Below are 22,814 nucleotides of genomic sequence, written 5' to 3' on the forward strand. Positions count from 1 at the left end.
AAACTGCATACTTCTGGTGCAAGTAGGCTGTGGCGTCAACAGCCCTTTGAATACGAGGAGTTGACCCGAATGAGCGACGACTTGGTGCGAATCGGTTCCAGGGCAAGCAAGCTGGCGAGGGCGCAAGTCGCGGAGTGGCTGGTACCGATCGCTGAGCAGTTCCCCGGCATCCGCTTCAAGCGGGAGATCATCCTCGAAGGCGGAGACCAGGACCGGGTTACCCCCACGCTTGCCGAAGTGGCAAAGACTGCTGGCGGATCTGCGTTCTCCACCAACCAGGAAAGGGCCCTGGTCACCGGAAGAGTCGATTTGATCGTGCACTCTTTGAAGGACCTTCCCACCACGGTCCATGAGGGAACGACCCTGCTTACCACCCCCGGCCCCCGCGAGGACGTCCGAGACGTGCTTTGCGGGGCCACGCTCGACAGCCTCCCCCGAGGTGCCCTGGTGGGCACCGGAGCTCCCCGGCGCGTTGCCCAGCTCCTGGCGCGTCGACCCGACGTGAACGTCGTTCCTATCCGCGGCAACGTGCCTGGACGGCTAGCCCGTATTAGGGGTCGAGACCGTCTTCATGCCGTTGTTCTCGCCGCCGCCGGACTCAACCGACTGGGGCTGATGCCGGATGTTCACGAGTTCCTTGACCCAGCCGACTTTCCTCCGTCACCGGGTCAAGGTGCACTTGGGATTCACGTCCGCGTCGACTCCCCGGCCGCTCTTCTCCTGGCTGGAACTGGCGATGCGCAGGTAGACGCCTGTGTGCGGGCCGAGCGATCCCTCCTTGCCGAGCTGCACGGCGGATGTTCTGTGCCCGTGGGGGCGTGGGGAAGGATCGGTCAGGACGGCCTCCTACACCTGTCGGCCGCAGTCACGTCACTGAACGGGTCGAAGCAAGTCACCGCCGTCGGCGCGGGACCAATGGAAGACCCCGAGAAGCTCGGCGCCTGCCTCGCTGCCGAACTCATCGACAAGGGCGCGTCCGAGATCCTCGCGGCGATCAGGCCGTGACGTACTTGGCGATTTCACGGGCGGCGTAGGTGATGATTCGGTCCGCGCCAGACCTCTTGAGGACGGTGTACGACTCCGCCAGCGGCCGAACGTAGAGGGTGCCATCAGAGCGGCGCTCGGTGAGTCGGATGTACTCCCCGGAGACGCTGAAGGGCATCAGAGGTACATCGAGCTTCTTCTTCAGGGTGACCAGGGTGTCCACGGTGAACAGGGCCGGCTCCAGGAGGATGGCGTCGGCGCCCTCCTCGACCATGTCCATTGCGACCTTGACGGCCTCCTCCGGCCGGTATGGGTCGAGCTGGAATGCGCGGGTACCGGAGGCCGGAGCAGCCCCCATCGTGGCTCGGTATCCCCCGTAGAGGTCGGAGTCGAAGATGAGGTGCGGCATAAGGAGCGCGCCCCGGTGACCAGCCGCGTTCAGGGCCTCGCGGACTGCCTTGACCGAGCCGGGGATCATGGAGGCCGGGCCGATGATGTCGGCGCCCGCCTCGGCCTGGGTGACGGCCTGAGCGGCGATCACCTTCTTCGTTTCCTCTGCGTCGATGTCGCCAACAGCGTTGGGGAGCCAGCACTCGCCGCTCTTGTTGTGCGAGCAGACGCAGTTCTCCGTGACGATCGTGAAGTCCGGCCGGGCCTTCTTGACAGCCTTGATGGCGCGGGCCATAAGCCCGGTGGGCGAGGCGGCCTGTGTGGCGCGGTCGTCCCTGAGTCGGCTGCCGGCGAAGAACTTCCCCGACCGGACACCCAGGTCGTCGAGGACGCGAACGGCCTCCACGAGTTCCGCGATGGTGAAGGTCGGCATGGGGCGCTTTCCGGGCTCCTCGCCGTCCTCGCGAACGAGGAATGACATGGTCAGGTCGGCGGGCGACATGGTGGGGCCGCCGAGGTGCTTCCGGATGGCTAAGCGGTGTGTGGGCATCTTTCCTCCTGCATGGTCAAGGCGATCGGAAGTCGGGAGGTGTGGAGGCTGTCGTTTCCTTGTCGTCGGACTCGCCTCGGACAAGAATTGCCCGCTCCAGAGCGGGGCGCATGGCGTCGAGGTGTCGGTACAGCGCTCGATGCGTGACGTGGCGGCACAGAAGCGACTCCAGCACATACAGCACGTGGCCGACGCGCTCGCGAAGGGTCGCCGGTGGCGGATTGAGAATTCGCTGAACGTTTCGTTCGTAGTTGGTGAGGCGGGCACGCTTACGGCGTGCCTTCCCTGGCGGAAACAGGCGCATCGAAAGCTACTTCGGGGCCAGAGCCACAACAGTGGCGACGGACGCGAGCGCAAGCACAGCGAGATAGGCGCACACGAAGCGAACCAGGACGGGGTTCTCTTTACGGAGGACCTTCAGGGCGGCGAAGCCAGTCTTGCCTCCGGCCTCAGCCCTGAATCCCAAAAGGGAAATGCGGAGGCGGGCACGCTCCGCCGGGCGGTCCGGATCCAAGTGCATGTCGGCCAAGGTGTCAATCTCGTCGTAGTGCCCGAACTGGCGCCGGAGTCCGATGAGGGCGCGGATGCGCTTGAGATTCCAGAATGCAGCCACGGCTAGCTCTCCCTCGAAGCGGATCCGGTCAGCACCTCGATGACGGTCACCTTTCGCAGCTCACGGACAAGCCGGGAAGCGAGCATCCCTGCCAGTCTGGAATCGCCGTAGGGGAGTTCGACGTCGCCCGGATGAGTCGTCCATCCCTCAGCCGTCATGCGATAGAGGGTGCCGGCGACTCCCCAGAGGCGGGGCAGCTTGACTCGGAGAACCGCGATCTCGCCCCCACGAAGATGGGGGCATTGCCTCCTAGCCACGTCGGCGTGCGCAGCGCACAGCGGCGGCATCGTGGTGCGTGAGTTCTCGGGCCAGGTCGGCGGAGACTCGGGCCTTCGCCAATCAAAGAAGAGCCAGCCGTCAGCATCCCGGTTGGCGGGATGTCGGCACACCTGGCACTTCAGGGCGTACATGGTTTCGTACTGCCGGTCGGGGTGCATGGAGGAGTAATCGATCTTCCCCAGGCCGGGGGACTTGGACATACGCCCCCACAGGACCCCCTGCTTGTCTCGCTCGCCCGGCCGAAGGTTCTCGTAAGAGATCCGAGGCCCTTCAGAGGTGACGTCGATGATCAAATCAGACTCGGGTCCCGGAACCTCGCTGTCCCACAGGGCAACGTACGGAGGCGTGAGCTTGGGCACGATAGCAATCCTCAGAGCTTAGATAGGTCGAAATACGTTGCGGGCTGCTCGCATGTGCCAGATCTCGTTGCCGTCAAGCACAAGGAGCTTTTCGCTGGTAGGCCCCACTCCGGGGGTCCGCATGTCCTCGATCCGTCGCAACCGGCCTTCGAGAAAGATGCAATCCTTCAGCCGGACCATGCCCGGATCGGCGAAGATCCTTTCGGTACCTGGCCAGTAGTCTGGCTCTGCCGCGGGACGGGTCACCACTGGAACCACACGGCCGCACCGAGAACGGCGGCCAGGCCACACATGACGAGCACGTACAAGACCTGCGCACGCAACTCGCTCATCGCTCCGGTTCCTGTTCCACGATTTCCGGACGAAGCTGGGAATCGGCGGGAACCACGAAGACACGTCGCAAGTACTGGGGCCACCCGACAGGACGAAGCGGATGGCTCGGTGGATTGGCAGCCGCGCGGGGGTTGCTTCCCTCCTCGGTCACTGCCCCTCCTGAAAGCGCAGAAGAAGGCGGCATACGCCCGCCAGAAGGGCCAGCTCGGCCTTGACGTTCTTGATGGTTCCGGCGTCGCACTGAAGGAGAACCGAGCGGCTGTGTTCTACGGTGCCGCGCAGTATGTCCTTCGCCCGACCGTCGGGCGATGCCTCCAACGCCCGGTCAGCAGCGGGGAGCAGGTCCTTGGCCAGACGCATGAGCTGTACGACGGTCTGTCGAACCGACTCACCGGCGGCCGGCTGGTCGGTCACCTGAACCAGGCGATCAGCCCGCCCGATGACACTCGCAGCCCCTGCCACGAGGTCCCGCTGGCAGCGACGTTCATGCTGCCTGGCATGGCTTTCGATGAGGAACGCCTCAGCGGCCTCGGCCCGGACGCCGTTGTGCAGCGAAGCCTCCCCCGTCGCACGCGGGGAGCCCCTCCGACTCGACTGGGCGTCCGGTCTGGCGACTTCCTGGATGGGCGACGTGCTAGACCTGCTCATCGGCTACACCTCGATGCCGCGTCGGGTGGGTTCCGAAGTGAACGTAGAGCCTTCTCCGGTCAACTCCCAAGCAGATTGCGCGAGTTTGCAGCAGACCAGTTGACGGGGCCGAACAGTGGATCGACCATCGTTGTGTCGCGCAATCCGGCGCAAGGCAGCAGACAGGGGAACGACCATGAAGCTACGGTTCCTTGGTAAGAACTCCGCCAACGGAGACTGCCCCACTCTCTACGCAACTGACCGGGACACGTACCTCGTGCAGGGATGGAGGATCTTCGCCAACGACGTGCTGATGCAGCTCGACATCCCCGAGGGGCAGACCGCCGTGGAGGTCCCGACGGAGCTGTTCGAGCACCTGACGAAGGACGGCTTGCCGACAGGCGAGATCAAGCGCCTGGAGGACCCGCTCATGGTCCTGACACCGGAAGGTACGTTCATCGTTCAGGGCCTGGAGGTGACCGATCCGGAGGCCCTCGCGCAGATGTCGATCCCGGACTACGAGACCGTGGTCGAGGTCCCCAGGACCGCGATCACTGCCCTACTGGAGGAACCGCGTGGAGTTGATCTCCAGCGCCGAGCGCAACCGGCTCTTTGAGACGTTCGAGCACGACGCCTTCCACCTGGAACTGCGAGATGACTACACCGTTCCGAACGAGGAGTCACCGTTCACCAGGTGGCTGAGCGGTGAACCCGACGATCTCCAGTGGTTTGAGCCCTGGGCCCGGGAGATGCGGCGCGTTACGGCGGACGGTCGAACCGTGCGGCGGGTACGAGTGGTGACTCAGCCACACAGCCCGTACATCCAGTGGGAGCATTCGCTCACCGATGGAAACGAGCTAGCTGGCGAAGACATCAGGTGGCTTCCGCGGCACCTGCTTCCAAATGGGCTCCGCCTGCCCATGGACGGCAATGACTGGTGGCTGTTCGATGATCGGCTTCTGGCAGTCGGCCACTTCGATCACGAGGGTCGGGTGCTCGGCTCAGAGCTGATCGAGGACGTGAACGCCGTGGAGGAGTGCATCCGAGTTCGCGATCTCCTCTGGGCTAGCGCCATCCCCCACGCCGAGTACAAGCCCTGACCGACCCGTGAGCAAGCAGGCACAAGAAACACGCGAGGCGCTGGGCGCCCGGTTGCGCGGATTCCGCAAGGATGCGGGGTTCAACAGCGGCCGGGCGCTCGCGGCTGCCCTTCGATGGCAGGAGTCGAAGGTCTCTCGGCTCGAAAACGGCAAGCAAAACGCGAGCGAGGACGACATCCGAGCATGGTGCCGCGTTACCGGCCACCAGGAGCACGTTGATGACCTCATCGCCCTCGTCCGGCACATCGATGAGCTGTGGCTCGACTGGCGCCGGCAGCTCAGCACCGGGATTGAGAAGCGACAGCAGAAGTCGCTACCCGTCTACGCCAAGACCAACGCGTTCCGCATCTGGCATCCCAACCTCATCTGGGGAACCTTCCAGACGGCCGACTACGCCAAGGCCATCTTCGAGCAATCCGTCAGCATGTACGAGATCCCCGACGACTCAGAAGCCGCGGTGGCTAAGAGGCTGGAGAGACAGCGATACCTCTACGAGGGGAATCGGATCTACAGCATTCTGCTTGGGGAGCAAGCACTCTACTCCAACGTCGGCGGACCGCAGGTAATGCAGTCACAGCTCGACCGCTTGACGGCACTGATGGGGTTGGTGCGGGTGAGCCTGGGCATTGTGCCTAAGTCGGCGGAGACAAAGATTTGGCTGGGCCACTCATTCTCGATGTTCGATGACAAGCTCGTACTTGTAGAGACTTTCTCGGCTGAAATGACTGTCACTCAGCCAAGAGAGATCGAGATCTACGCGAAAGCATTCGAGCTATTGAAGCAATCTGCGGTCTATGGTGCTGGAGCTATGGCACTCATCAGGGGCGCAGCGGAGCATTTCAACCATTAGGAGAGACAGATGCTTGAGGGTCTGAACTGGCGAACGAGCTCCTACACGGGGACGGAAACTTGTGTTGAGGTAGCGGACGACGCTCCAGGGGCCATCATGGTCCGGGACAGTAAGCATCGGGATCGAGGCGCCTTCGCAGTAGGTCCCGAGGCCTGGCGAGCGTTCGTCGCATCGGCGAAGGCTGCCGACAACTGAGCAGGCATCCCGGTCCTCCCACGGTCGGCTGGCACGGGAACCCGAGGAGCCCGGAGACGCGGGTATCCGGGCACAGCGTAGGGGTCTTCGGCAGGCGCTCACTGTCGAGAGACCCCGCGCCGCTGAAGTGCCGTCTGGCCATAGAATCCCCTGCATGGCCCAGAAAATCGTAACCATCTATACCGATGACCTGACTGGTGAAGAGACCCAGGAAGCATCGACTCACACTCTCGTCCTTGACGGCGTCGCCTACGAGATCGACCTTGCCCCGGACAGCTACGACAAGCTGCTGGAGGCCGTTGCTCCGTTCACCTCGGTAGGCCGGAAGGCGGCACGCGGAAGCCGCGCAAGGGCGACCGTTTCCCGCGCGGCCGGTGGGTCCAACGACACCGCCGCGATCCGGGCCTGGGCGAAGGAGAAGGGCCTTGAGGTGAACGACCGCGGCCGTGTACCGAAGGACGTTCGCGAGGCCTACAACGCAGCCCACTGACCTACAGGGCCTTCGGTACGCCCGGAGGCCCTGTTCTGCGTGTATGGCATGACAACCCTCCTATCCTGGACGTATGCACCACTTGAGGAACCGCCCGGACAGCGGCGAGGCCGCTCGGCTCCAGGCGCAAGCGCAACAGCTTGCCCCCGATACCGTCATACCTATCCCAACCTGGGACGAGGTCACCGAGGCCTACGCGGTCCGAGAGTCTGATACGCACATCTTTCACATCGCGCGCTTGGGGTTTGATTGGCGCCTTCTCGCGACCCCGAAAGCATCTCCTCTAACCTGGGATTACGGCTGGGCGTACGTATCCGGAGAGGTGGCGCTTGCCGCCTGCGTTCTCTGGAATGACGTATCAGAAGCCGAGCCGGCCCAGTGGACTCGGCGCGTAGGAATGCTGGTTCGCCAGATTCCGGCGTGAGGTCCAGCGGAGACCTACCTATCTTTCCATGCGAGATAGATAAGTAGGTCTCTCGTCACTGGAAGGTTCCAGATACGTACATCGCCGGAGGACGGGCCTCGGCTGGCGGTTCCGATCGATTGAAGCAACCATTACCCCGCCTAAGGGTATACCTATTTAAGTCTGTGCTCATTGAAGCCTAAGGCGTGAAATGGTATTACCCTAAAGGGGGCCGTCGATCCCCCTTTGAATAGATAGGTCGCCGCCCTTCCCTCCTAGGCTCGGTCGATTGGCTGACGCCTGAATGGTGGGCGGAAACGGCCCATTCCGGGGGCTGTGTGGCCATCTCAGGGGCTTTAGGGTGCGCGGGGTGCAATCCCTTCGGTGCCCCAATTCCCGACGCTCAGAGGGGCGTTAAATTGATCGAGATTTCCGGGCTCTCAGTTACTTAACCCTGTACGTCCTGTGTTAGAGTTGGGTCATCGCCAAGAGGGAAAGGCGAAAACCGGGGCCGAAAGGCCTTGGGGGTCGCCCTCACTGGAAGCGGTGAATGCGTTACTGATTAATGCCCGGAGGGGCGTGGATCGGCCTGTGACGCGGTGGTTGGCGCAGCTGTAGGCAAGCTGTGTTGTGTGACGCCATCGTACGAGGCTGCCTAAGTGAAGCGTCACAAAGGAAGCATCTGTTTCTTGAGAACTCAACAATGTAGCTATGTTCGCGGGGTGCGTCATCTGCGAAACCATGCGCGGCAGACGGGACACTTGTGTTCCTGACTAGCCTCCTTTGAGAGTGACTACCTGCGCATACGTCAAGGATATCCCGCGAACTTCTCCAATTTCTTTCTTTCTCTCTTGCACTTCGGTGCAGCGTGGGGGACAGGTCGGTGTGTCGCTTGCCAAGGCGGCCTCCTTATGCCAGTCCTGTCCTCGGCGCTGCCTTTGCAGGCCTTGGCCTGTAAGGCAAGTCGATCCAAGAGGGATGCGCGTTTATTTTTTTTGCGGAGTTACTTAACTCTGTACGGCGCGCTAAGGAAGGAGCCATCAAGTGGACTGCTGGGACTGTCAGGACGGGCTGCTGCCCTGCCTCGATGACCGATTCCCCAAAAGACTTCCCTGCACGTTTATCGCGCCAGGGAGTACCGGGGATCAGGCGCGCGGCTTCCTGCCCGAGTACTACGAGGACGACGTCTCTGACGCGGCCTGGTGAACCGGATCCACTGAATGAAAGCCGAAACGCACTCCTCGCCGGCCAGGGGAGAAGTGCGTCCGCGGGGGATGGCTTCCTCGTGCTGATGTGGCAGGCCAAAAGGAAAGGTAGGGGAATTGTGATGCGTGCTTCTTCGCGTCTGCTTGGCGGTTTCATCGAGGTTGTCCCGGTTGGACGGCTTCATGAAGGCTCCGAGCAGGCAGCTGCTGACGCTGATGATGCTGGGTTTATCGAAACCTGCCAGGCGCATCAGCCGACGCCGCTCATGGCGGATTGCGGGTGCTCCTTGGGGGTGATCGGGGGCGACATCGTTCCTGGAATGGAACCCGAGCTGATTTCCAGCTATGTGCTGGGAATCCAGGATGAGGACACCGCGCAGACCATCCATTTCATCGAGCTCAAGTGCGCTCGCAAGGATGCGCAGAAGCGCATGGAAGAGCTCATTGACGCCTTCTATGGGGTCACCGGTCGCCCGGTCTCCATTGAAGTGCTACACGAGGTTTAGCCGAAACGCGCTGCACCTATTTCATAGGTGTGGCGCGTCCACGGGAGTTCGCCTACCCGTGCTGATGTGGCAGGCGTAGAGAAAGGGGAAGCTCTTGACGTACGGCCCAATCCACTGCGGCTCATGCAGTACAGGATTGTTCGCGGACGTGAGGCGCCTGTACTTCGAGTGCGTTGACTGCGGTCACAAACTGTGGCCTCGGGACATTGTGCTCGATCCGGGGGAATCAACCCTCCTGATACACAGCCGTCTCTACGTCGCATACCGCGATGAGTACGTTCAGGAGGTCGGAGCAAATGATTAGATCTCTGATGGGTTTCCATCGAGAGGTAGTTCTGAAGCGTGCTTATGGTCGCGGTGTTAGTTACCGCGAATGCGTAAGACGACGACAGCATGGTGCACGGTTGCGGTCCTCGAAAATGGAGACCCGACAGGTGGATTACGTAGGAAAGACCGTCAGGCAGATGATCCATCACTTCGGGGATCCGGCGGATGGGTTCACTCTCTTCAAGCTCAGTTCCTACTCGGGGCCGGGCTACAAGATCAGTGCATATCGGCCTGGCCGACATGACTCCATGGTGAGCCAGGCCTATGTCTATCGATCGAGGCGCGAAGCCATCCGGGCGGCGCAGCACCGCATCGTTCTGGAAACCGTGAACTATTTCGTTGCGGAACCGTCTCGGTACGTAAAGCTCGAAAAGCGGCGAGCCTTCGTCGGCGATGAGCCGTTCGCGAGGGCGGCCGTCTGGCATATCGAGGAGCAGTGGTGAAGGTATTCCTGGGCCCATTCACGGTGATCCAGGACTGGAACGCCGACTTCTACGAAAAACCAGATCCGCCTACAAGCGGTGAGCAGGCAGAGATCTATCACGTGTGGGCAAGCGACCCCGACGACGCAAGCGACGTGGCTGATGAGCTCGCCGCCTCGCGTTGGGGCGATTGGCACGAATGCCTCCGACCCATCGCAGTGCTCCGAGGGTACGCCTCGTTCTGCGACAAGTAACAGATAGCCCCGGATCGCCTCATCGGTGAACTGGATTAAGTGTGGGTTCGATTCCCGCCCGGGGCGCGACAGCCATTCAGGCTGCTCAGGGAGAAGGGGGAGAAGTGCACTACGACAACCTTGCGTACGGCTACGTGCCGCGGGCTGGCTTCGTCCGGCTTGAGTGGAACGTTGACGGCCGCGTGAAGGCCACGCGCGCCTTCACGGGGGAGTCCATGACCCGCTGTCTCCAGCATCAGGAGCCGATCCCGCCCGACACAGGGCCGGATGAGCTCCTGGCGCGCCTGGCGGTGTGCAACGACCACTTGCTGTTTGGTCGCACGGTCATCTATGACCCAGACGAGGTCACGTGGGGAGACGACTCCATGCAGCGCCGTGCACGCCACGGCGGGGACATGGGCATCACCTCAGACGACCTCCTACGGCTGCTCCAGCACGCCGCGCTCCTCGGCAGGTTCCGGATCGACGTCACGTTCTACGAGGCCCCCGCCTACTGGGCTGCCCGTCTTTGGACGGCTGCGCCGGAGGGTGAAGGGGAGTTCCTAGGACCGGTGTCGATCGATGCCGGCGACGTGCGGTCGATGCTGCGCACGGCCGATCACCTGATGCGCGGATACACGCGCGCTGAATCGGCGCTCGTGGACCTGATGCAGAAGGACGCAGATCGCGTCACACAGTTCATCGACGAGGGCCTGGAACCCGAGGACGCCGAGGCGATCATGCAGTTCGCCGTCTTCGGTGGCCTCGTGCTCGCGGGCATCTGATTCAACTGATCTAAATCAGCCCCTACCCCATTTGGGGAGGCGTACCGGTTCGACTCCGGATAGGGGCGCTGTGGCCTGCCATGGCCACTTGAGAGAAGGAGGAGAAAGATAAATACCGACGACATGAGGTATGGAAACCTCAAGCACATGCAAATAGCCTGGAGTGAGAGCACTCCGGGAGAAGTGCATGCGTCGTGGTCCGGCCACCTTACCGCATGCGGAGAGGCCGTGATTGAGGCAAAGCCGGTGTACGACTCGCATCCTCGTGACATCACGTGCGCGGAATGCGGGGCCACTGCCGTCTTTGATCTCACAACGGCTCGCACGCGGGCCAGGGCAGTCACGGAAGGCTATGAAGCCGCTGGCACGCTAACCCAAAGGGAAGCCTTTGACCTGCGGGAAACTGCGGTTAAGGCGATCTCCCCCGGGGCTTTTATACGGCGCCGAGCCGGTTACTCGTGGAACGCGATTAGCACGGACTTCCTGATCAACAGCGGGGCCGCTACCGGAAAGGACAGCACGGATCGATTCGTTGGCAAGATCGGGCTGGCAGTGATCGACGGACTAGAGGTATCCGAATACACCGGAGAGTACTGACCGGTGGCCAGATATCACGGTCGGGACGTTCCCGACACGGAACCCATTGATGACCTTGAGGAGGAACTCAAGAGTCACGACTGGCAGATCGTTCGGATCCGAGAGATGAATCAGATCCTCGTCACGGGGGGTGCATGGGCATATCGAATGCTACTGCGCTACGACAATGACGAGGGACGGTTTGCGGCCAGGATTTTGGCCCACGGTGAGTACACGCCTCGCGATGCCGAATTCGTGGCGTACACCAGCAACGCTCGTCACTTCGTGAAGAGACTTACGGAGTAGTCGGGTAGCCCTCCTAGGTGGATCAGGCCGGTTGCAAATGCCGGCCGGGGCGCAATGCTGCCTTTTTCAGGTAGCAGAGAGAGAAAAGGAGAAGGTCATGAATTGTGGACCCTGCAAGCTGGAGGGAACCCACGCCGCTGCTGTTGGTCTGCTTTCCATGACCTTCGGCAGCGTGGCCGAGACCGGAGTGTGTCAGAGACATGGGAAAGCCCTCTGGGACTTCTTCATGGACGCCTTCGGAACGGTCGCCGTGATCGATGGAGAGGAACAATGAACGGAAGTCGGGACGTAGTGTTCTACGGCCCCATCGGCCGCGCGGTGAAGCAAATCGCACCGTACGTCGAAACGGATCCCGTTGGCATCTATGCGGCATGCCTGTCCATGTGGTCTATGGCCATAGGGAACAGGGTGTTTCTCGATGCCGGCTACAGGCGAAGCCCTTTGGTGTCGACGGCCGTCGTGGCCGAGACCGGCGCCGGAAAGGGTGTATCGCTTGAGGCCTCTCGACACATCATGTCCGATTCTATCGGGCGTGACATCGAGCTGCGGGAAACCTCTGGTCTGACTTCGGGTGCTGCTTTGGTAGACCACGTATACAGGCAGATGGTGAGAACCGAGGAAGCGTACGGAATTGCTGACACGAGGGTTCTTGTGATCGAGGAGGAATGGAGGGAGATCCTGGAAAGGACCGCCCGAGACAGTTCCTTCACATCCAAGATCCGTCACTGCTGGGACTGTGCCGTTCTGCGGAACACCACGAAGAAGAAGTCAGAGAACGACACGCCGCAAGAGGTGCGTAACGCGCGGGTTGTCTTTCATACCCACATCACGCCCTCGGACTGGCGAAAGTTCGTGAGCTTCACCGACGCGGCAGGCGGATCCTTCAACCGGATCCTGCCTATCGCACTGGACGACGTGCCGCTGCTGAGGAGCAGGAAACTGCCGAAGGTCGATACCAGTGATCTCGTCTCTGCCTTCGACTGGGCCTCAAGCGAACGACACGTCATACGCCTTACCAAGGCGGCGGACCATCTGAGTTGGGTCCTGCGCCGAGCTGAGCGCGTACTACTCAAGACCCTGCCGAAGCACCAGGGCGACTTCGTGTCGCGTACCGCCGAACAGACCCTTCGCGTCGCAGCACTTCTAGCGACCACTGAGGGCGCAGACCTGGTCACCCGGGCACACATGGATGCCGCCGTCACCTTCGTACGTCACAGCGTGCGTACGGTCCTCGACCTGACGAAAGACGGGCCGGGGAAGAAGGCCAAGGCCACGCCGGAGGACCGGGTTCTAGCTGAGCTGACCAAGCATCCGGGCGGCCTGCGATCCGCTGTCCTACAGCGGGCCTCAGGGGCGCATGCCTCGGACCTCCAGCACATGGAGGAGCGAGGGCTCATCTTCCACCAAGAGATCAAGGATGGCCCCGGCAGGCCGGTGAAGTTGTACCGGGCGGTCGGCAAGTCAGGTGGTGTACCGCGGCCGGCTCGGAGCGCATCCATGCCCACTTCGACTGGGGGCAATCCGTTCCTTATGGCGCTCCAAGGCGTCTAGTCCTCTCCATCACCATCGCCCCATGTGGGGCATTCATGCCCGCGAAAAATAAGGAGATCAAATGCTGTATGCGGCGCCGACTGGGAAGACCCACTCTTCCCAGGTAGACCACGACCTGTGCGTCTTCATTCGGAACAACGCGAAGACCAACTTCTCCGCGCTTTCCGAACTCGCCGTTGCCGACTACGAGCCGGGCGCCGACTGCGTCAACTGCGCCTCCGCCATCGAGAGCGAGGTCAGGGCGGGCGCAACGAGTGATTCGGTGTCCAGTCGCGCCATTGAGGACTCGAACGGCAGCGATGAAATTGACGAGGACGACGAGGACGGCGATGACGACTGGGAGGACGAAGACGAATACGTCGTCGACCCCGAGAAGAAGGCAGCGGAAGAGGCCAAGCGCGGCCTAAGGGATGCTGAACAGGCCATTTACCAGTGGGAGTACATCGCGGCGCGGTGCACCACCGACACGGGTAAGGCCTTCTGGACGGAAAAGGTGAGGGAGCTTCGCGAAGCAATCGAGTTCGTACCCGTCGCTGAGGTAGTCGAAGTTCCGGAGGAGGCCTCCGAGGCGGTTGCCGATGAAGCCAAGGAGACGGAAGCGAATGATGCTCCCGAGAAGACCGTGACCCGTAGGAGGTCGGTCAGGAAGGGCGAGACCGCAGAAGCGGCAGCCTAGCAGGAAAGCCCGCCTAGCTTGGGTAAGTCATGGTGCAAATCCATGGCCGGGCACCATGCCAGCCAAAAGGCTCGGCAGTAGAAGAGAGACGTGGAGATGTGACATGGCGAGGATGACCCGGACGGTTATCGACTACACCGACGACATGACCGGTCTGCCTATCGATGAGTGTGACGTCGATAAGCTGTTTTTCTCGATCGACGGAGCCAGCTTCAAGATGGATACTCATTCTGACCTGGCCAACGAAATCCGTGAACTCCTTGCGCGGGCAGCGGCCAACGCCGAACAGGTCTACTACCAGCCCCAGGCCCCGGCGCCGACGCCGAGGAAGCGCACGAACCCTGAGCGGAGCCGACTCCTGAAGATCATCCGCAACTGGGCCAAGACGAACAACCTGCCCTGCACGGACACCGGCCGGATCCCTCACGACATTGTGACTGCGTTCCGAAAGGCGAACCCCGGTGTCGATATGAAGCCCTACGACCAGAGCTAACCGAATAGTCCGCCTTGATAAGGGCGCGGCCATCCAAGGGGGTGGTCGCGCCCTTAGTCATGGCCGCCTATTCAGGGCGGCCGGGAAAGGTGGACACATGCAGAGCCCTGAGAAATATTGGCGATGGCCGAGCAACTACTTCGGCACGCTCAACGCCTGCCAGATCTGCGCCAATGAGCGAAGCTGGCCCACCAAGGCCGAGTCGGTCGTATGGGGGCCGAGCGAACTTGAGCCCGACGAGGGCAAGCAGAGCGGCACCCTCCTGTGCAGCTTCTGTTGGAAGGTGCTTGTCTAGGCTGGCCGGCCTCGCATCCAGCTGCGGGTAGAAACGCAGAAAGGCCCCCAAGGCATGCCGCGGTGGCGTGCCTTGGGGGCTTCGTTGTGGTTCACGGGGCCTTCTGCAAGGCCTCGCGAGTCTTGCCGTTCTCGGTCCGCTGGACGATGTCGCCACCCCACAGCAGGGCGGCGAGGATGGCCAGGACGGCATCCTTGGGAAGGCCGGGAACGTAGGTGGCGGCCAGCGTGAGGCAGGATGCGACGACCGCGTACAGGCGGGCAGGATGCCGCCGGGCAAAGTCGATCAGGCCGTAGCTGCGCTGGTTCGCATGCTTTCCGGTGGCGATTGCGCGTCCTCCTCAGGGGATTTCGAGGACCTGGCCGACGTTGATGCTGTCTGGGTCCTCGATGTCGTTGAGCTCCTGGAGGCGGGACACGGTGGCGCCGTACTTGGCCGCAATGCCCGAGAGGGTGTCGCCCGACTGCACGGTGTGCGAGCGGGCCTGGCCGAAGTCGGCCTTGAGGCGCGCAAGCTGCTTGGGCCCCGGGATGCCGTCGGCGTCGTCCACGTCCCCGATCTTGATCTGGTAGCGGCGCATCGACTCCGTGTCCGCACTCGACCACTCGGGGCCGGGACCCTCGACGTAGGCGGAGCAGCCTGCCCGCACCAGCATGCGACCCAGCTCGGTGATGTGGTCGCCCTCAGAGCCCGGACCGTACGACAGACCGTCGATCACGACAGCCGCATTCGTGGGAGGAGGAGTAGAGGAACCACCGCTCGGAACGTCGGCCTCGCTCGCCTCCTCGCCGAAGTAAATAACTCCGTTGCGGCCCTTCCACTCGGGATCCGCCAGGACTACGCCCTCGGGCAGGGCAGGGATGCCGTAGCCGTAGATGTAGGAGGACTTGCGCGGGCGGGTCTTGAGGTACACGCCGTCGCCCTCGGCGCTGCCGTTGATGTTCGTGTTGCCCTCCACGGTCGTGATCGTGGAGGCGGTGTAGCCGATACAGATGCCCACGTGGGTCCCGCCCCCCGGCCCGAAGTAGACCAGGCCGCCGATGACCGGGTACTCCGTGAAGCGTCCGCGCCGCTCGAACCAGTCAACTCCTTCCGCGCAAGACGCGGTGCGGGGGTACAGCGATGCCACGCCGGCCTTCATGGCTACCCACGACGTGAACGTGCTGCACCAGGCCTGATTCTGGCTCCATTCGAGGCCGGGCACGGCGGGGGAATAGCGCTGCCAGTTGTTCCAGTGGCCGTTGGAATATCCTTCCTGGTAGCCCACCTCGGCCTTGGCGATTCGGATGATGTCATTGGCTACTGCCATTTGAGCTCCTTTATTCTGGGCATGAAAAAGGCCCGCCGTGGCGGGCCGTCTGCCGGGGTTGTCTACTTGCGTGTGAGCTGGATTACAGCCACGATCGCGGAAGCCGCCGAGGTCAGTACGGATGCCGGTATGGCGTACCTCCACTGCTCGATTCCTCGGATTCGTTCCTCGTGGTCATCGAGGCGGCTGGCGTTGTCATCCATGACCTGACCAATTCTCTGGACCTCGATCGAGAGCGTACGTAGCTCGCCGTAGATGTCGCGCGCGGTAATGGTCACGATGGAGTCATTTGCTTCGGGCAATGATGTGCCTTACAGGCTTGTGGCTTCAGGGGCGATGCAGATAGCGGAGAAGTTGTTCATCTGTCCGGATGGGCGTGCGGGAGATGAGATTTCCCACGGGTCCGTATTGGGAGGTGTGTTGGCGCGGAAGGAGAGCCGGTCACCCTTGGCCAGATAGACGAGCCCGCGAAGGGAGCACGTCAGGTAGGTGCGTGGGATCAGGGTGTTGTTGTACGACCTCAGCCACTCGCGCTCTGCCCCAGTGGATGAGGTGGAGATGCAGACGAGGCGCAGGGCTGTGGGGTTGGCCGGTACGAGGGCCGTGACGTCTGCGGTGACGAAGTAGGTCCCGCTCTGGGGAGTGGTGAAGGCTTCGTCGGCGCTGACGGTCCATGCGCCGAATGTTTCGCTTGTATCCCACTTCAGGGTGCGGTACGAGCCGTCACCCGGAATGCTACTTATCTTACTTAGGCCTGCCCCGGAAATGCGGATTGGATTCGACAGTGTCCGAGCCGGGTCACGTATTCGGGCGTTCATCTTGGCGGCGTCCGCGAGTTCGCGCGGATCCCAGGTGGTTTCTATGGTCACGCTTTCATGCTTTGGGCGGCTGGGGCCAGCATGACCCCAGAGAAGGAGTGCCAGGTTTCATTGGGGCTCTCGGGGGCGTTCTTCCAGGCCAGTCCCGTGCCTGTTCCCATAAATTCAGTAGAAACGGTGTCGCCAGCGTTCAGGAACATGATCTCACTCGTGGAGATGGTGGTCCCGTAGCCAATCCGGGTGTTCTGCCTTTGGTGGACTGCAACCATCGATCCGTTGCGGAGGAGGTTGAGCTGGTAGGCCCCGTATGGTCCCAGTGTTCCATCGCGGGTGAAGCAGGAGAAGGCGCTTATGAGGTAGACGCCTGCGGTGGGTGCGCGGAACTCAGTGCCGTTACCGTTATATGTCCAGCCCCCGGAGCTTTCCATTACGGCCGTTGCCCACGGGATGAGGATTCGCTGATTCGATCCGGCGGCGAAGTCGACGACCGCACGACAGGCGAACCGGGAGGGGGAGTACAGGGTCTTGAGGGGGTTGGTGATCTGTTCCGTCAGCTCTGCGGGCCCGACGAGGGCCTTGTTGTTCCAGTCGGCAAGGCTGCCTGTCGGGGCGGCCGGCTCGGTGAAACCGGCGGCGCCCGCGCCGACGAGGAAGGCGGAGAACACCCCTTCCCACTCGCCGGTCTGGATGCCGTAGGCGGGATTGGGTGAGCCTGAGTCGAGGTAGGAGGCAACGGCGATGGAGTCTCCTGACCGCAGGTGGACGATGCCGATGGCGGATAGGACCTGGACGTCTTCAGGGAAGGCGAGTTCGCGGACGACGGCCATGGAGGAGATCGAACCGCCGCTTATGCGTCGATCAAGGTAGAGAAGGACCCCGTCGCCCGCCGACTGTGTGACGTCGGTGAGGACGCTCAGCGTTGCTGTGACCACGTAGATTCCGGTGTCCTTGGCGGTGAACCACGTGTTGTCTGGCGAGTCGAACTCGCGACGGGAGGCGCTGTTCCACTTGACGTAGACCTTTCTGCCCCGAGGAATTGTCTGCCCGGATGCGGCGCCTCGGCAGGAGATCCGCGGGGGGTTGGATAGATAGGTCAGAGGGGCGCCGACTCTGGTCGTGAGCTTCTCGGCTGTAACGACTTCACGCTGTGCCCAGGTGGGTAGGGGTGGGGCTGCTATGGCTACTCCAGGTAGGTGGTCTGGCCGAGGATCGAGGCCGCCTGGTCTCCGAGGATCCATACGCCCTTGCCGTCGGGATTGGCGCGCCCGGGGATCGTGATCAAGGCGACGCCAAGTTGGGGAACGGTGGCGTCTAGCTGGAGCAGTCCGGGGGAGGCGGGGGCGCCGACGGTCGTTGCGGTCATCATGTGGACCTGCATGTCCCCGAAGCGTCCGAATTCTTCGCGGGGTGTCTCGAATCCCGCAGGCCATTGAACGCCCGTGAGTTCGCGGGATAGGGCCACCGCTACGTAGAGCGATCGGTGATCCGTGCCTGCCTGCAAGGCGATGCGATCGGCGTCCATCGCCGTCTTGTAGTCGACGATCGGCGTTGCCGGGAGGCGGGAGGTATCCGCCTGCCGGTAGGTGAGGTTCATGATGATTGCGTTGGTGTCGGGCTGTGAGGAAACCTGCCAGCTCACCGACTGCCCCTTGCCGGCGCTCCACTCGAAGACGCTGACTTTCAGACGGATCTTGGTTGGGTCCAGCGTTGCCGAGCTGGCGCTCCGCAGTGGGTCTACTTCCGTCTCCACGGCGTTCGACGCCGCCAGCCGGGTCCGGGGCGTAGGGTCGGATTCGCTGTATGACGCGCAGATCGACACGACGGTATCGCCGAGCTGGATGGTGGGGGGTAGCGCAAGCGTGGCCGTGTCGACGTTGGTGAACGACCCTTTCGTGCCGCCTGCGTAGGGCGGAAACTCGACCGGCTGAGGGCGCCCCGTGGCCCAATCGCCGCCGGTCCACATCCGGGGGGCCGCAGTGGCCATTGCCCAGGTCGTACCTGTCCAGAACCGGGGTGAGGCGGGAATCCACGAGGTGCCGTTCCAGACTTGTGCTGTGTTAGCCAAACTGGATCCAGACGTCGCCCATCTGCGGATTCTCCGGCGGCTGCGTACCGGAGAAGACCCGGCTGCCGCCGATGTTCTTGGCCGTCACGGTGCCAGTCGCGATGACCGAGCCGTCCGTGCGTACGGTGAATACCGACCCCGTGCCAGCAGCCGAGGCCTTCCCGTTGACGGCGGTAATGAGATTGCCTGTCGCCTGGCCGGCTGGTGTGCCGAGGGCAAGAGGCGTGGCGGCTCCGACGGTGTCGATCACCACCGTCCCGTTATTGAGGATCCGGGTGAACGTCGTTGTTCCGTCCGAAACCCTGAGGACGGAACCAGCGCTGTCTGCCGCGCTGGGCACCTTGGCGGTGAGGAGGTTCTTCTTGGCGTCCACGGTCAGCGTGGCGCCCGTCTTGGGGATCGCGCGGTCGAAGAGGGAGTTCGCGTAGGCCCGATCTCCGTGCGGGTCCAAGCCTTGGGTGTGCTCGTCGACGACGGTCCGAGTGTCGGTGGGCAGGAGCATGTACCGTCCCGCGCCGAAGTCGGCCCATACGTACCGGACGCCATCGGGACCGAAGAACGGGGGAACCATGCCGTTCTTGTCCGCGGTGAGCATCGACAGCGGATTGCCGTTGGTGTCGATCAGGTCGATGAGCTGCTGTGCGTCGGAGGCTGCCGAATTCCACACGGTGCCGGTTGAACCGGGGAGGCGTGCACCGGTGGAGGTCTCGGCTGCTGCGTCGGTCGTTCCGCCGAACAGATACCTCATGCGTTCCCCTCGTAGAAGTAATCAGCTGAGTAGGCGCCGGAGATGATCATGGTTGCGCCGGGTGGGAAGCGTTCCCACCAGTCGCCTCCCTCTGAGTTGTCCCAGATGGTCTGAAGGACGGGCTGACACGTGGACCCACCGACTATGAAGGCCGTGCCGATTTGGTAGTTGGGCACCCCGCCGTTGGGCTGGCCGGCACCCTGGTTGTTGTTCAGGAGGGAGCAAGTGAGCACCTGCCAAAGGCCGCCTCGCGCCTTGGTCGGCAGAGAGACGCCGATGGCATTGCCCGGCCCCCATACGGTGTTGCCGGTGTTCGTGATGTTGGCGGTGACGTGCATCGTGTTCGAGCTGAGCCACTGGTACATGCCCTTGGCGTTGTAACTGCCACCGGACCAGGTGAGTTGTGGTGTGTACGGGCGGGCCTTACCGATGCTGCCCGCAATGGACCATCCGCCGTTGGCCGCGTACATGTGCAGTTCTTCGGCGCCGGTGTTCTCGCTGCGGTAGTAGGCAAGATCGCCGGGTACGGGGTTGGTCGGAACGTTCGTGGTGGCTACGGCAGGTGGACGTCCGCCGTCCACCAGGGTGCGCACGTCCCGGATGGACTCGACGGCCGTCTGACTTCGCCGGACAGTGATCTGTGCAAGGGGGTACTGCCAGATCCCGCCATCTGTCTGACGGACTCCGGGGGCTACAGGAGCGGGGGCAGGCTGCCCCTTGAGGATTCGGGCGGAGGCCTTGCTGTTGGGTATGTCGAGCTCGATGACCACGAGGTCGATGCGGGGAAGAGGCTCGGTCTGCGTGTTGAGGGCGAGAGTGACAGGTGCATCGGCCTGATAGACCACGCCCCTGACGAATGCGCGGCCGGGCGAAATATCCACAGCTCCAGCCTGGGATGTGGACACGGATACGGACAGCGCGGAATCGCCCCAGCGGCCGATCACGCCCGTGACCGTCCCGGGGGTGATGAGCGACTGCCAGCGGGCAGGGTCAACGCGCTGCCCGTCGCCCTGCGAGGAGGGCCAGGAGGTCTCTGCCAATGGGTCCTTTCGGTCAGCCCCCGGAGTAGGAGAGGTATCGGGGGACGTAGTGCATGCGGATCAAGGTGGTTGCGCTGACGGCTGCTGCGGTCACGCGGATACGGTTCTTCCCGGGTCGTAGCGGCCAGAGCTGGGATTCGACCTGGACTTTGGGCCAGGCATTCACTCCGTCGATCTCGGCCGACTTGATACCGGGCCGCGTGTCAATCGTCAGCGCCTTTCCACCGGGGAGGATTGCCTCCTCGCGGAGTCGGAAGGTCTTGCCTGTTGTGGTGTTCGCCAGGCTGAGGCCCGACAAGGGGCCGTAGATCGTCCACACTGGCCAGGCCTCCACCGCGGAGTCATTGACCGCGTCGACCAGGCCGTCAGAGCCGAGTCCGGCACTGGTGATCCGCATGGGGAAGAAGCCCGGATAGGACCCACCAGAGAGGAAGGGAAGCAGCGGCCCGTTGCCCGCCGACCAGTCGTGTTGACGCTCGGCGTTGGAGTACCAATAGGGGTCCATGGCGCGGAGCACCAGGGCGTGACGGAACCAGGTGAAGGCCGCGTTCTCCTGTGCTTCGGATCCTTCGGCGCCGGAGACGTAGTAGCACTCAAGGTGGCGGGCGACGCCGTCGCCCTCGGTGACTGTGATCCATCCGGGTCCGGCGTAAGGATCGAGCGCTCGAAGAAGGCGGCCGTTCATCCGTACGGTGCTGGTGCGGTCGATGCCGCGCACTATCAGGGGGATCGTGATGTCTCGGGTGGTGGCCCGCGCGGAACGAAAGAGGCCGCCAGCCATGTTTGGCAACTGGTCGGCCTTGAGGTCGAAGGTCGGCATTCCCATGCCGGCCGGGCCCTTGGTGATTGCAATCCCTGCTGGGGATTCGCGGCCGGTGATGTCGCCAGTCAGGGGGATGACGTCCCCGTTGGAGCCGGTCCAGGTAACGAAGGTGCGGGGCCAGCGGACGGGTTGGTGGTCGGGGAGGACCGTGCCGCCAGCGTCGGGCTGTTGGTTGTATGAGGCCGGAATCGGCAAGGGTCACATCCTGGTGCTGAGCTGGTTGAGCTTGCGCCACAGCGCCTTGATCTCGGCGAAGACGTTGGTGGGCTGATCGGTGCCCTGGTTGCCGATGTTCGGCGTGATGGTCGAGCCGTCGGCCGAGTCCGAGATGGTGACCTGGCGGACGATGTCCTGATGGACTTCGCCGTCGACGATGCACGTCACACGGTCGCCAAGGCGCCAGTGCAGGCCAAAGGTGCAACGGGGGGTATCAATGGGGTACAGCTGAAGGTTGCCTGTGGCCTGGCCGTCCGCCAGGGCGGTTGCTCCGCGTTGATCCATCGTGGCCTGTGCCGTCTGGATGGTGACACCAGCTTCGACTTCGCCCGCCAGGGCTGCCTTTCCGTCCTTGCGCATGAGGGGTATGTCGCGAGCATCGATGAACGTCTCGGCCGTGATACCCCAGTATTCCTCGGCCGCGGTATCCACGTACTGGCGAATCCAGCGGTCACGCCCTTCCCCCTGGGCTGCGACGATCGCCCGCGTCGTCTTGGGCGCCGTCTGTGAGTAGACGACCTGCTTGAGGTTGCCGAGCTCGGGGCTGAAGCGGACTTCGGGCCGGTCTTGGACCGGGTAGATCTCAAGGGCGATGAGGCGCTTGTCTGGGTCGTACGTGTTGCGCCATCCCAGCCCGCCGGCCTCAGCAATGGGCCGTATCGCGTCCTTGAGGTTGTCAAAGCGGACGGAGAACGGTGTCCTTGGTCCGGTCCGTGCAACGTCGGGAGTTACGTAGCCCTTGGAGCGCCGCTCGGGCAGAGCGGACGGTCCTGCGTTCCAAGCAATCAGGGTCTGGATTGCGTGGGCCGCTTCGCGATCGGTCGCTGCGTCTGCTGCCTTCGTCTGCCCTTCAACGCTGCTGCCGGGGTCGGGAAGCGCGAGCCGCGAAGCAACGAGGGTGTTGTCATCGACACCGGAAACGAACAGTGCGCCGTCCCCGGAATCCGTGTCGACGGTCCAGTACTTCTGAATGCTCTGCACTGGGCCGGAGGTGATCGGCTGGGGCACCCCGTCGCGGTAGACGACGATCCCGCAACCTGGCTGAAGCAGACGTGCGTGGGGTCGGCCCGCGTTGATCTTGATCGTCCATGTGCCGACGTCGCAGTGCCGCAAGGTCGCTTCGAACGATAGGTAGTCGTCTATCTGGCCAATGGGCACCAAGTCCTTGTCGCGGACGATGATCCGATACTCCCCCAAGGGCTTCCTCTCTGCTGAGAAGCGGGGCAGGAGCGGCATTTGCTCCTGCC

At 62.9% G+C, this 22,814-nt stretch carries 28 protein-coding genes and 1 other RNA gene; 16 read left to right on the top strand and 13 right to left on the bottom strand.

Annotated features, from left to right (window positions below):
- Positions 1-69 precede the first annotated feature (69 nt).
- Positions 70-1,005, top strand: coding sequence for a hydroxymethylbilane synthase (gene hemC / locus EES41_RS23110; protein ID WP_123080140.1), 936 nt, complete (start codon positions 70-72; stop codon positions 1,003-1,005).
- On the opposite strand, the gene EES41_RS23115 is transcribed toward hemC, so the two are convergent.
- The 4 genes from EES41_RS23115 to EES41_RS41545 form a co-directional block, all read right to left on the bottom strand.
- Complete coding sequence (locus EES41_RS23115; RefSeq protein WP_164495917.1) at positions 995-1,924, bottom strand: hypothetical protein; 930 nt, start codon at positions 1,922-1,924, stop codon at positions 995-997. The genes hemC and EES41_RS23115 overlap by 11 nt on opposite strands.
- A 310-nt stretch (positions 1,925-2,234) precedes the next feature.
- Entirely contained in the window at positions 2,235-2,537 is a 303-nt protein-coding gene (locus tag EES41_RS23120) for a hypothetical protein (RefSeq protein WP_123080142.1), read from the bottom strand.
- A 2-nt stretch (positions 2,538-2,539) separates the two neighbouring features.
- A complete protein-coding gene (locus tag EES41_RS23125; RefSeq protein ID WP_123080143.1) occupies positions 2,540-3,175 on the bottom strand; it encodes a hypothetical protein in 636 nt (211 codons plus the stop codon).
- A 480-nt stretch (positions 3,176-3,655) separates the two neighbouring features.
- Positions 3,656-3,922, bottom strand: a complete 267-nt coding sequence (locus tag EES41_RS41545; protein WP_164495918.1) for a hypothetical protein — start codon at positions 3,920-3,922, stop codon at positions 3,656-3,658.
- A 409-nt stretch (positions 3,923-4,331) separates the two neighbouring features.
- Here EES41_RS41545 and EES41_RS23135 point away from each other — a divergent pair, with 409 nt between their 5' ends.
- The 15 genes from EES41_RS23135 (at position 4,332) to EES41_RS23205 (ending at position 14,548) form a co-directional block, all read left to right on the top strand.
- The gene (locus EES41_RS23135; RefSeq protein WP_123080145.1) at positions 4,332-4,751 is read left to right on the top strand and encodes a hypothetical protein; all 420 of its coding nucleotides are present in this window, start codon (positions 4,332-4,334) and stop codon (positions 4,749-4,751) included.
- The gene (locus tag EES41_RS23140) at positions 4,711-5,235 is read left to right on the top strand and encodes a DUF6879 family protein (RefSeq protein ID WP_123082642.1); all 525 of its coding nucleotides are present in this window, start codon (positions 4,711-4,713) and stop codon (positions 5,233-5,235) included. Before EES41_RS23135 ends, EES41_RS23140 begins: the two co-directional genes overlap by 41 nt.
- A 7-nt stretch (positions 5,236-5,242) precedes the next feature.
- Positions 5,243-6,085: a helix-turn-helix transcriptional regulator gene (locus tag EES41_RS23145; RefSeq protein WP_123080146.1), complete on the top strand. Its 843-nt coding sequence runs from the start codon at positions 5,243-5,245 to the stop codon at positions 6,083-6,085.
- A 9-nt stretch (positions 6,086-6,094) separates the two neighbouring features.
- A complete protein-coding gene (locus EES41_RS23150) occupies positions 6,095-6,280 on the top strand; it encodes a DUF397 domain-containing protein (RefSeq protein WP_123080147.1) in 186 nt (61 codons plus the stop codon).
- A gap of 154 nt (positions 6,281-6,434) precedes the next feature.
- Positions 6,435-6,770 carry an Lsr2 family protein gene (locus EES41_RS23155; protein WP_123080148.1) on the top strand — a complete coding sequence of 112 codons (336 nt, stop codon included), beginning with the start codon at positions 6,435-6,437 and terminating at the stop codon, positions 6,768-6,770.
- A gap of 1,628 nt (positions 6,771-8,398) precedes the next feature.
- An RNA gene (locus EES41_RS23160) (hammerhead ribozyme type II) lies at positions 8,399-8,479 on the top strand.
- A 21-nt stretch (positions 8,480-8,500) separates the two neighbouring features.
- A complete protein-coding gene (locus tag EES41_RS23165; RefSeq protein WP_123080149.1) occupies positions 8,501-8,884 on the top strand; it encodes a hypothetical protein in 384 nt (127 codons plus the stop codon).
- Positions 8,885-9,348: 464 nt separating this feature from the next.
- The gene (locus tag EES41_RS23170) at positions 9,349-9,654 is read left to right on the top strand and encodes a hypothetical protein (protein WP_164495919.1); all 306 of its coding nucleotides are present in this window, start codon (positions 9,349-9,351) and stop codon (positions 9,652-9,654) included.
- Positions 9,651-9,887, top strand: a complete 237-nt coding sequence (locus EES41_RS23175) for a hypothetical protein (RefSeq protein WP_123080151.1) — start codon at positions 9,651-9,653, stop codon at positions 9,885-9,887. The genes EES41_RS23170 and EES41_RS23175 overlap by 4 nt, the downstream gene beginning before the upstream one ends.
- A 104-nt stretch (positions 9,888-9,991) precedes the next feature.
- The gene (locus EES41_RS23180; RefSeq protein WP_123080152.1) at positions 9,992-10,651 is read left to right on the top strand and encodes a hypothetical protein; all 660 of its coding nucleotides are present in this window, start codon (positions 9,992-9,994) and stop codon (positions 10,649-10,651) included.
- 228 nt (positions 10,652-10,879) lie between these two features.
- The gene (locus tag EES41_RS41550) at positions 10,880-11,248 is read left to right on the top strand and encodes a hypothetical protein (protein ID WP_164495920.1); all 369 of its coding nucleotides are present in this window, start codon (positions 10,880-10,882) and stop codon (positions 11,246-11,248) included.
- Between the two features lie 555 nt (positions 11,249-11,803).
- Entirely contained in the window at positions 11,804-13,084 is a 1,281-nt protein-coding gene (locus tag EES41_RS23190) for a DUF3987 domain-containing protein (RefSeq protein ID WP_164495921.1), read from the top strand.
- A gap of 61 nt (positions 13,085-13,145) precedes the next feature.
- Positions 13,146-13,760 (top strand): hypothetical protein, encoded by a 615-nt coding sequence (locus tag EES41_RS23195; protein WP_123080155.1) that lies wholly within the window; start codon positions 13,146-13,148, stop codon positions 13,758-13,760.
- A 103-nt stretch (positions 13,761-13,863) separates the two neighbouring features.
- Entirely contained in the window at positions 13,864-14,253 is a 390-nt protein-coding gene (locus tag EES41_RS23200; RefSeq protein ID WP_164495922.1) for a histone-like nucleoid-structuring protein Lsr2, read from the top strand.
- 97 nt (positions 14,254-14,350) lie between these two features.
- Positions 14,351-14,548: a hypothetical protein gene (locus EES41_RS23205; RefSeq protein ID WP_123080157.1), complete on the top strand. Its 198-nt coding sequence runs from the start codon at positions 14,351-14,353 to the stop codon at positions 14,546-14,548.
- A gap of 340 nt (positions 14,549-14,888) precedes the next feature.
- On the opposite strand, the gene EES41_RS23210 is transcribed toward EES41_RS23205, so the two are convergent.
- From EES41_RS23210 to EES41_RS23245, 9 genes are all read right to left on the bottom strand, one after another.
- Positions 14,889-15,857: a peptidoglycan-binding protein gene (locus EES41_RS23210; RefSeq protein WP_123080158.1), complete on the bottom strand. Its 969-nt coding sequence runs from the start codon at positions 15,855-15,857 to the stop codon at positions 14,889-14,891.
- Positions 15,858-15,919: 62 nt separating this feature from the next.
- Complete coding sequence (locus EES41_RS23215; protein ID WP_123080159.1) at positions 15,920-16,135, bottom strand: hypothetical protein; 216 nt, start codon at positions 16,133-16,135, stop codon at positions 15,920-15,922.
- A gap of 33 nt (positions 16,136-16,168) precedes the next feature.
- Complete coding sequence (locus EES41_RS41555) at positions 16,169-16,726, bottom strand: hypothetical protein (RefSeq protein WP_164495923.1); 558 nt, start codon at positions 16,724-16,726, stop codon at positions 16,169-16,171.
- Complete coding sequence (locus EES41_RS23220; protein ID WP_123080160.1) at positions 16,723-17,607, bottom strand: hypothetical protein; 885 nt, start codon at positions 17,605-17,607, stop codon at positions 16,723-16,725. The genes EES41_RS41555 and EES41_RS23220 overlap by 4 nt, the downstream gene beginning before the upstream one ends.
- Positions 17,608-17,855: 248 nt before the next feature.
- On the bottom strand, positions 17,856-18,659 hold the full coding sequence (locus tag EES41_RS23225; RefSeq protein WP_123080161.1) for a hypothetical protein: 804 nt from the start codon (positions 18,657-18,659) through the stop codon (positions 17,856-17,858).
- 73 nt (positions 18,660-18,732) lie between these two features.
- Positions 18,733-19,488, bottom strand: a complete 756-nt coding sequence (locus tag EES41_RS23230) for a hypothetical protein (protein WP_123080162.1) — start codon at positions 19,486-19,488, stop codon at positions 18,733-18,735.
- The gene (locus tag EES41_RS23235; RefSeq protein ID WP_123080163.1) at positions 19,485-20,528 is read right to left on the bottom strand and encodes a hypothetical protein; all 1,044 of its coding nucleotides are present in this window, start codon (positions 20,526-20,528) and stop codon (positions 19,485-19,487) included. The genes EES41_RS23230 and EES41_RS23235 overlap by 4 nt, the downstream gene beginning before the upstream one ends.
- Before the next feature lie 13 nt (positions 20,529-20,541).
- A complete protein-coding gene (locus tag EES41_RS23240) occupies positions 20,542-21,546 on the bottom strand; it encodes a phage tail domain-containing protein (protein ID WP_123080164.1) in 1,005 nt (334 codons plus the stop codon).
- Positions 21,547-21,549: 3 nt separating this feature from the next.
- Positions 21,550-22,803, bottom strand: a complete 1,254-nt coding sequence (locus tag EES41_RS23245; protein WP_123080165.1) for a siphovirus ReqiPepy6 Gp37-like family protein — start codon at positions 22,801-22,803, stop codon at positions 21,550-21,552.
- Positions 22,804-22,814 lie beyond the last annotated feature (11 nt).

The sequence above is a fragment of the Streptomyces sp. ADI95-16 genome (assembly GCF_003721495.1).
Classification (GTDB): domain Bacteria; phylum Actinomycetota; class Actinomycetes; order Streptomycetales; family Streptomycetaceae; genus Streptomyces; species Streptomyces goshikiensis.

Bases quoted from the DNA above. Each gene is read 5' to 3' on its own strand.
- EES41_RS23205 (WP_123080157.1), top strand. From the start codon at position 14,351: ATGCAGAGCCCTGAGAAATATTGGCGATGGCCGAGCAACTACTTCGGC.
- EES41_RS23170 (WP_164495919.1), top strand. From the start codon at position 9,349: ATGATCCATCACTTCGGGGATCCGGCGGATGGGTTCACTCTCTTCAAG.
- EES41_RS23135 (WP_123080145.1), top strand. From the start codon at position 4,332: ATGAAGCTACGGTTCCTTGGTAAGAACTCCGCCAACGGAGACTGCCCC.
- EES41_RS23225 (WP_123080161.1), bottom strand. From the start codon at position 18,659: ATGGCCACTGCGGCCCCCCGGATGTGGACCGGCGGCGATTGGGCCACG.
- EES41_RS23190 (WP_164495921.1), top strand. From the start codon at position 11,804: ATGAACGGAAGTCGGGACGTAGTGTTCTACGGCCCCATCGGCCGCGCG.
- EES41_RS23165 (WP_123080149.1), top strand. From the start codon at position 8,501: ATGCGTGCTTCTTCGCGTCTGCTTGGCGGTTTCATCGAGGTTGTCCCG.
- EES41_RS23195 (WP_123080155.1), top strand. From the start codon at position 13,146: ATGCTGTATGCGGCGCCGACTGGGAAGACCCACTCTTCCCAGGTAGAC.
- EES41_RS23210 (WP_123080158.1), bottom strand. From the start codon at position 15,857: ATGGCAGTAGCCAATGACATCATCCGAATCGCCAAGGCCGAGGTGGGC.
- EES41_RS23150 (WP_123080147.1), top strand. From the start codon at position 6,095: ATGCTTGAGGGTCTGAACTGGCGAACGAGCTCCTACACGGGGACGGAA.
- EES41_RS23115 (WP_164495917.1), bottom strand. From the start codon at position 1,924: ATGCCCACACACCGCTTAGCCATCCGGAAGCACCTCGGCGGCCCCACC.
- EES41_RS23155 (WP_123080148.1), top strand. From the start codon at position 6,435: ATGGCCCAGAAAATCGTAACCATCTATACCGATGACCTGACTGGTGAA.
- hemC (WP_123080140.1), top strand. From the start codon at position 70: ATGAGCGACGACTTGGTGCGAATCGGTTCCAGGGCAAGCAAGCTGGCG.
- EES41_RS23200 (WP_164495922.1), top strand. From the start codon at position 13,864: ATGGCGAGGATGACCCGGACGGTTATCGACTACACCGACGACATGACC.
- EES41_RS23245 (WP_123080165.1), bottom strand. From the start codon at position 22,803: ATGCCGCTCCTGCCCCGCTTCTCAGCAGAGAGGAAGCCCTTGGGGGAG.
- EES41_RS23230 (WP_123080162.1), bottom strand. From the start codon at position 19,488: ATGAGGTATCTGTTCGGCGGAACGACCGACGCAGCAGCCGAGACCTCC.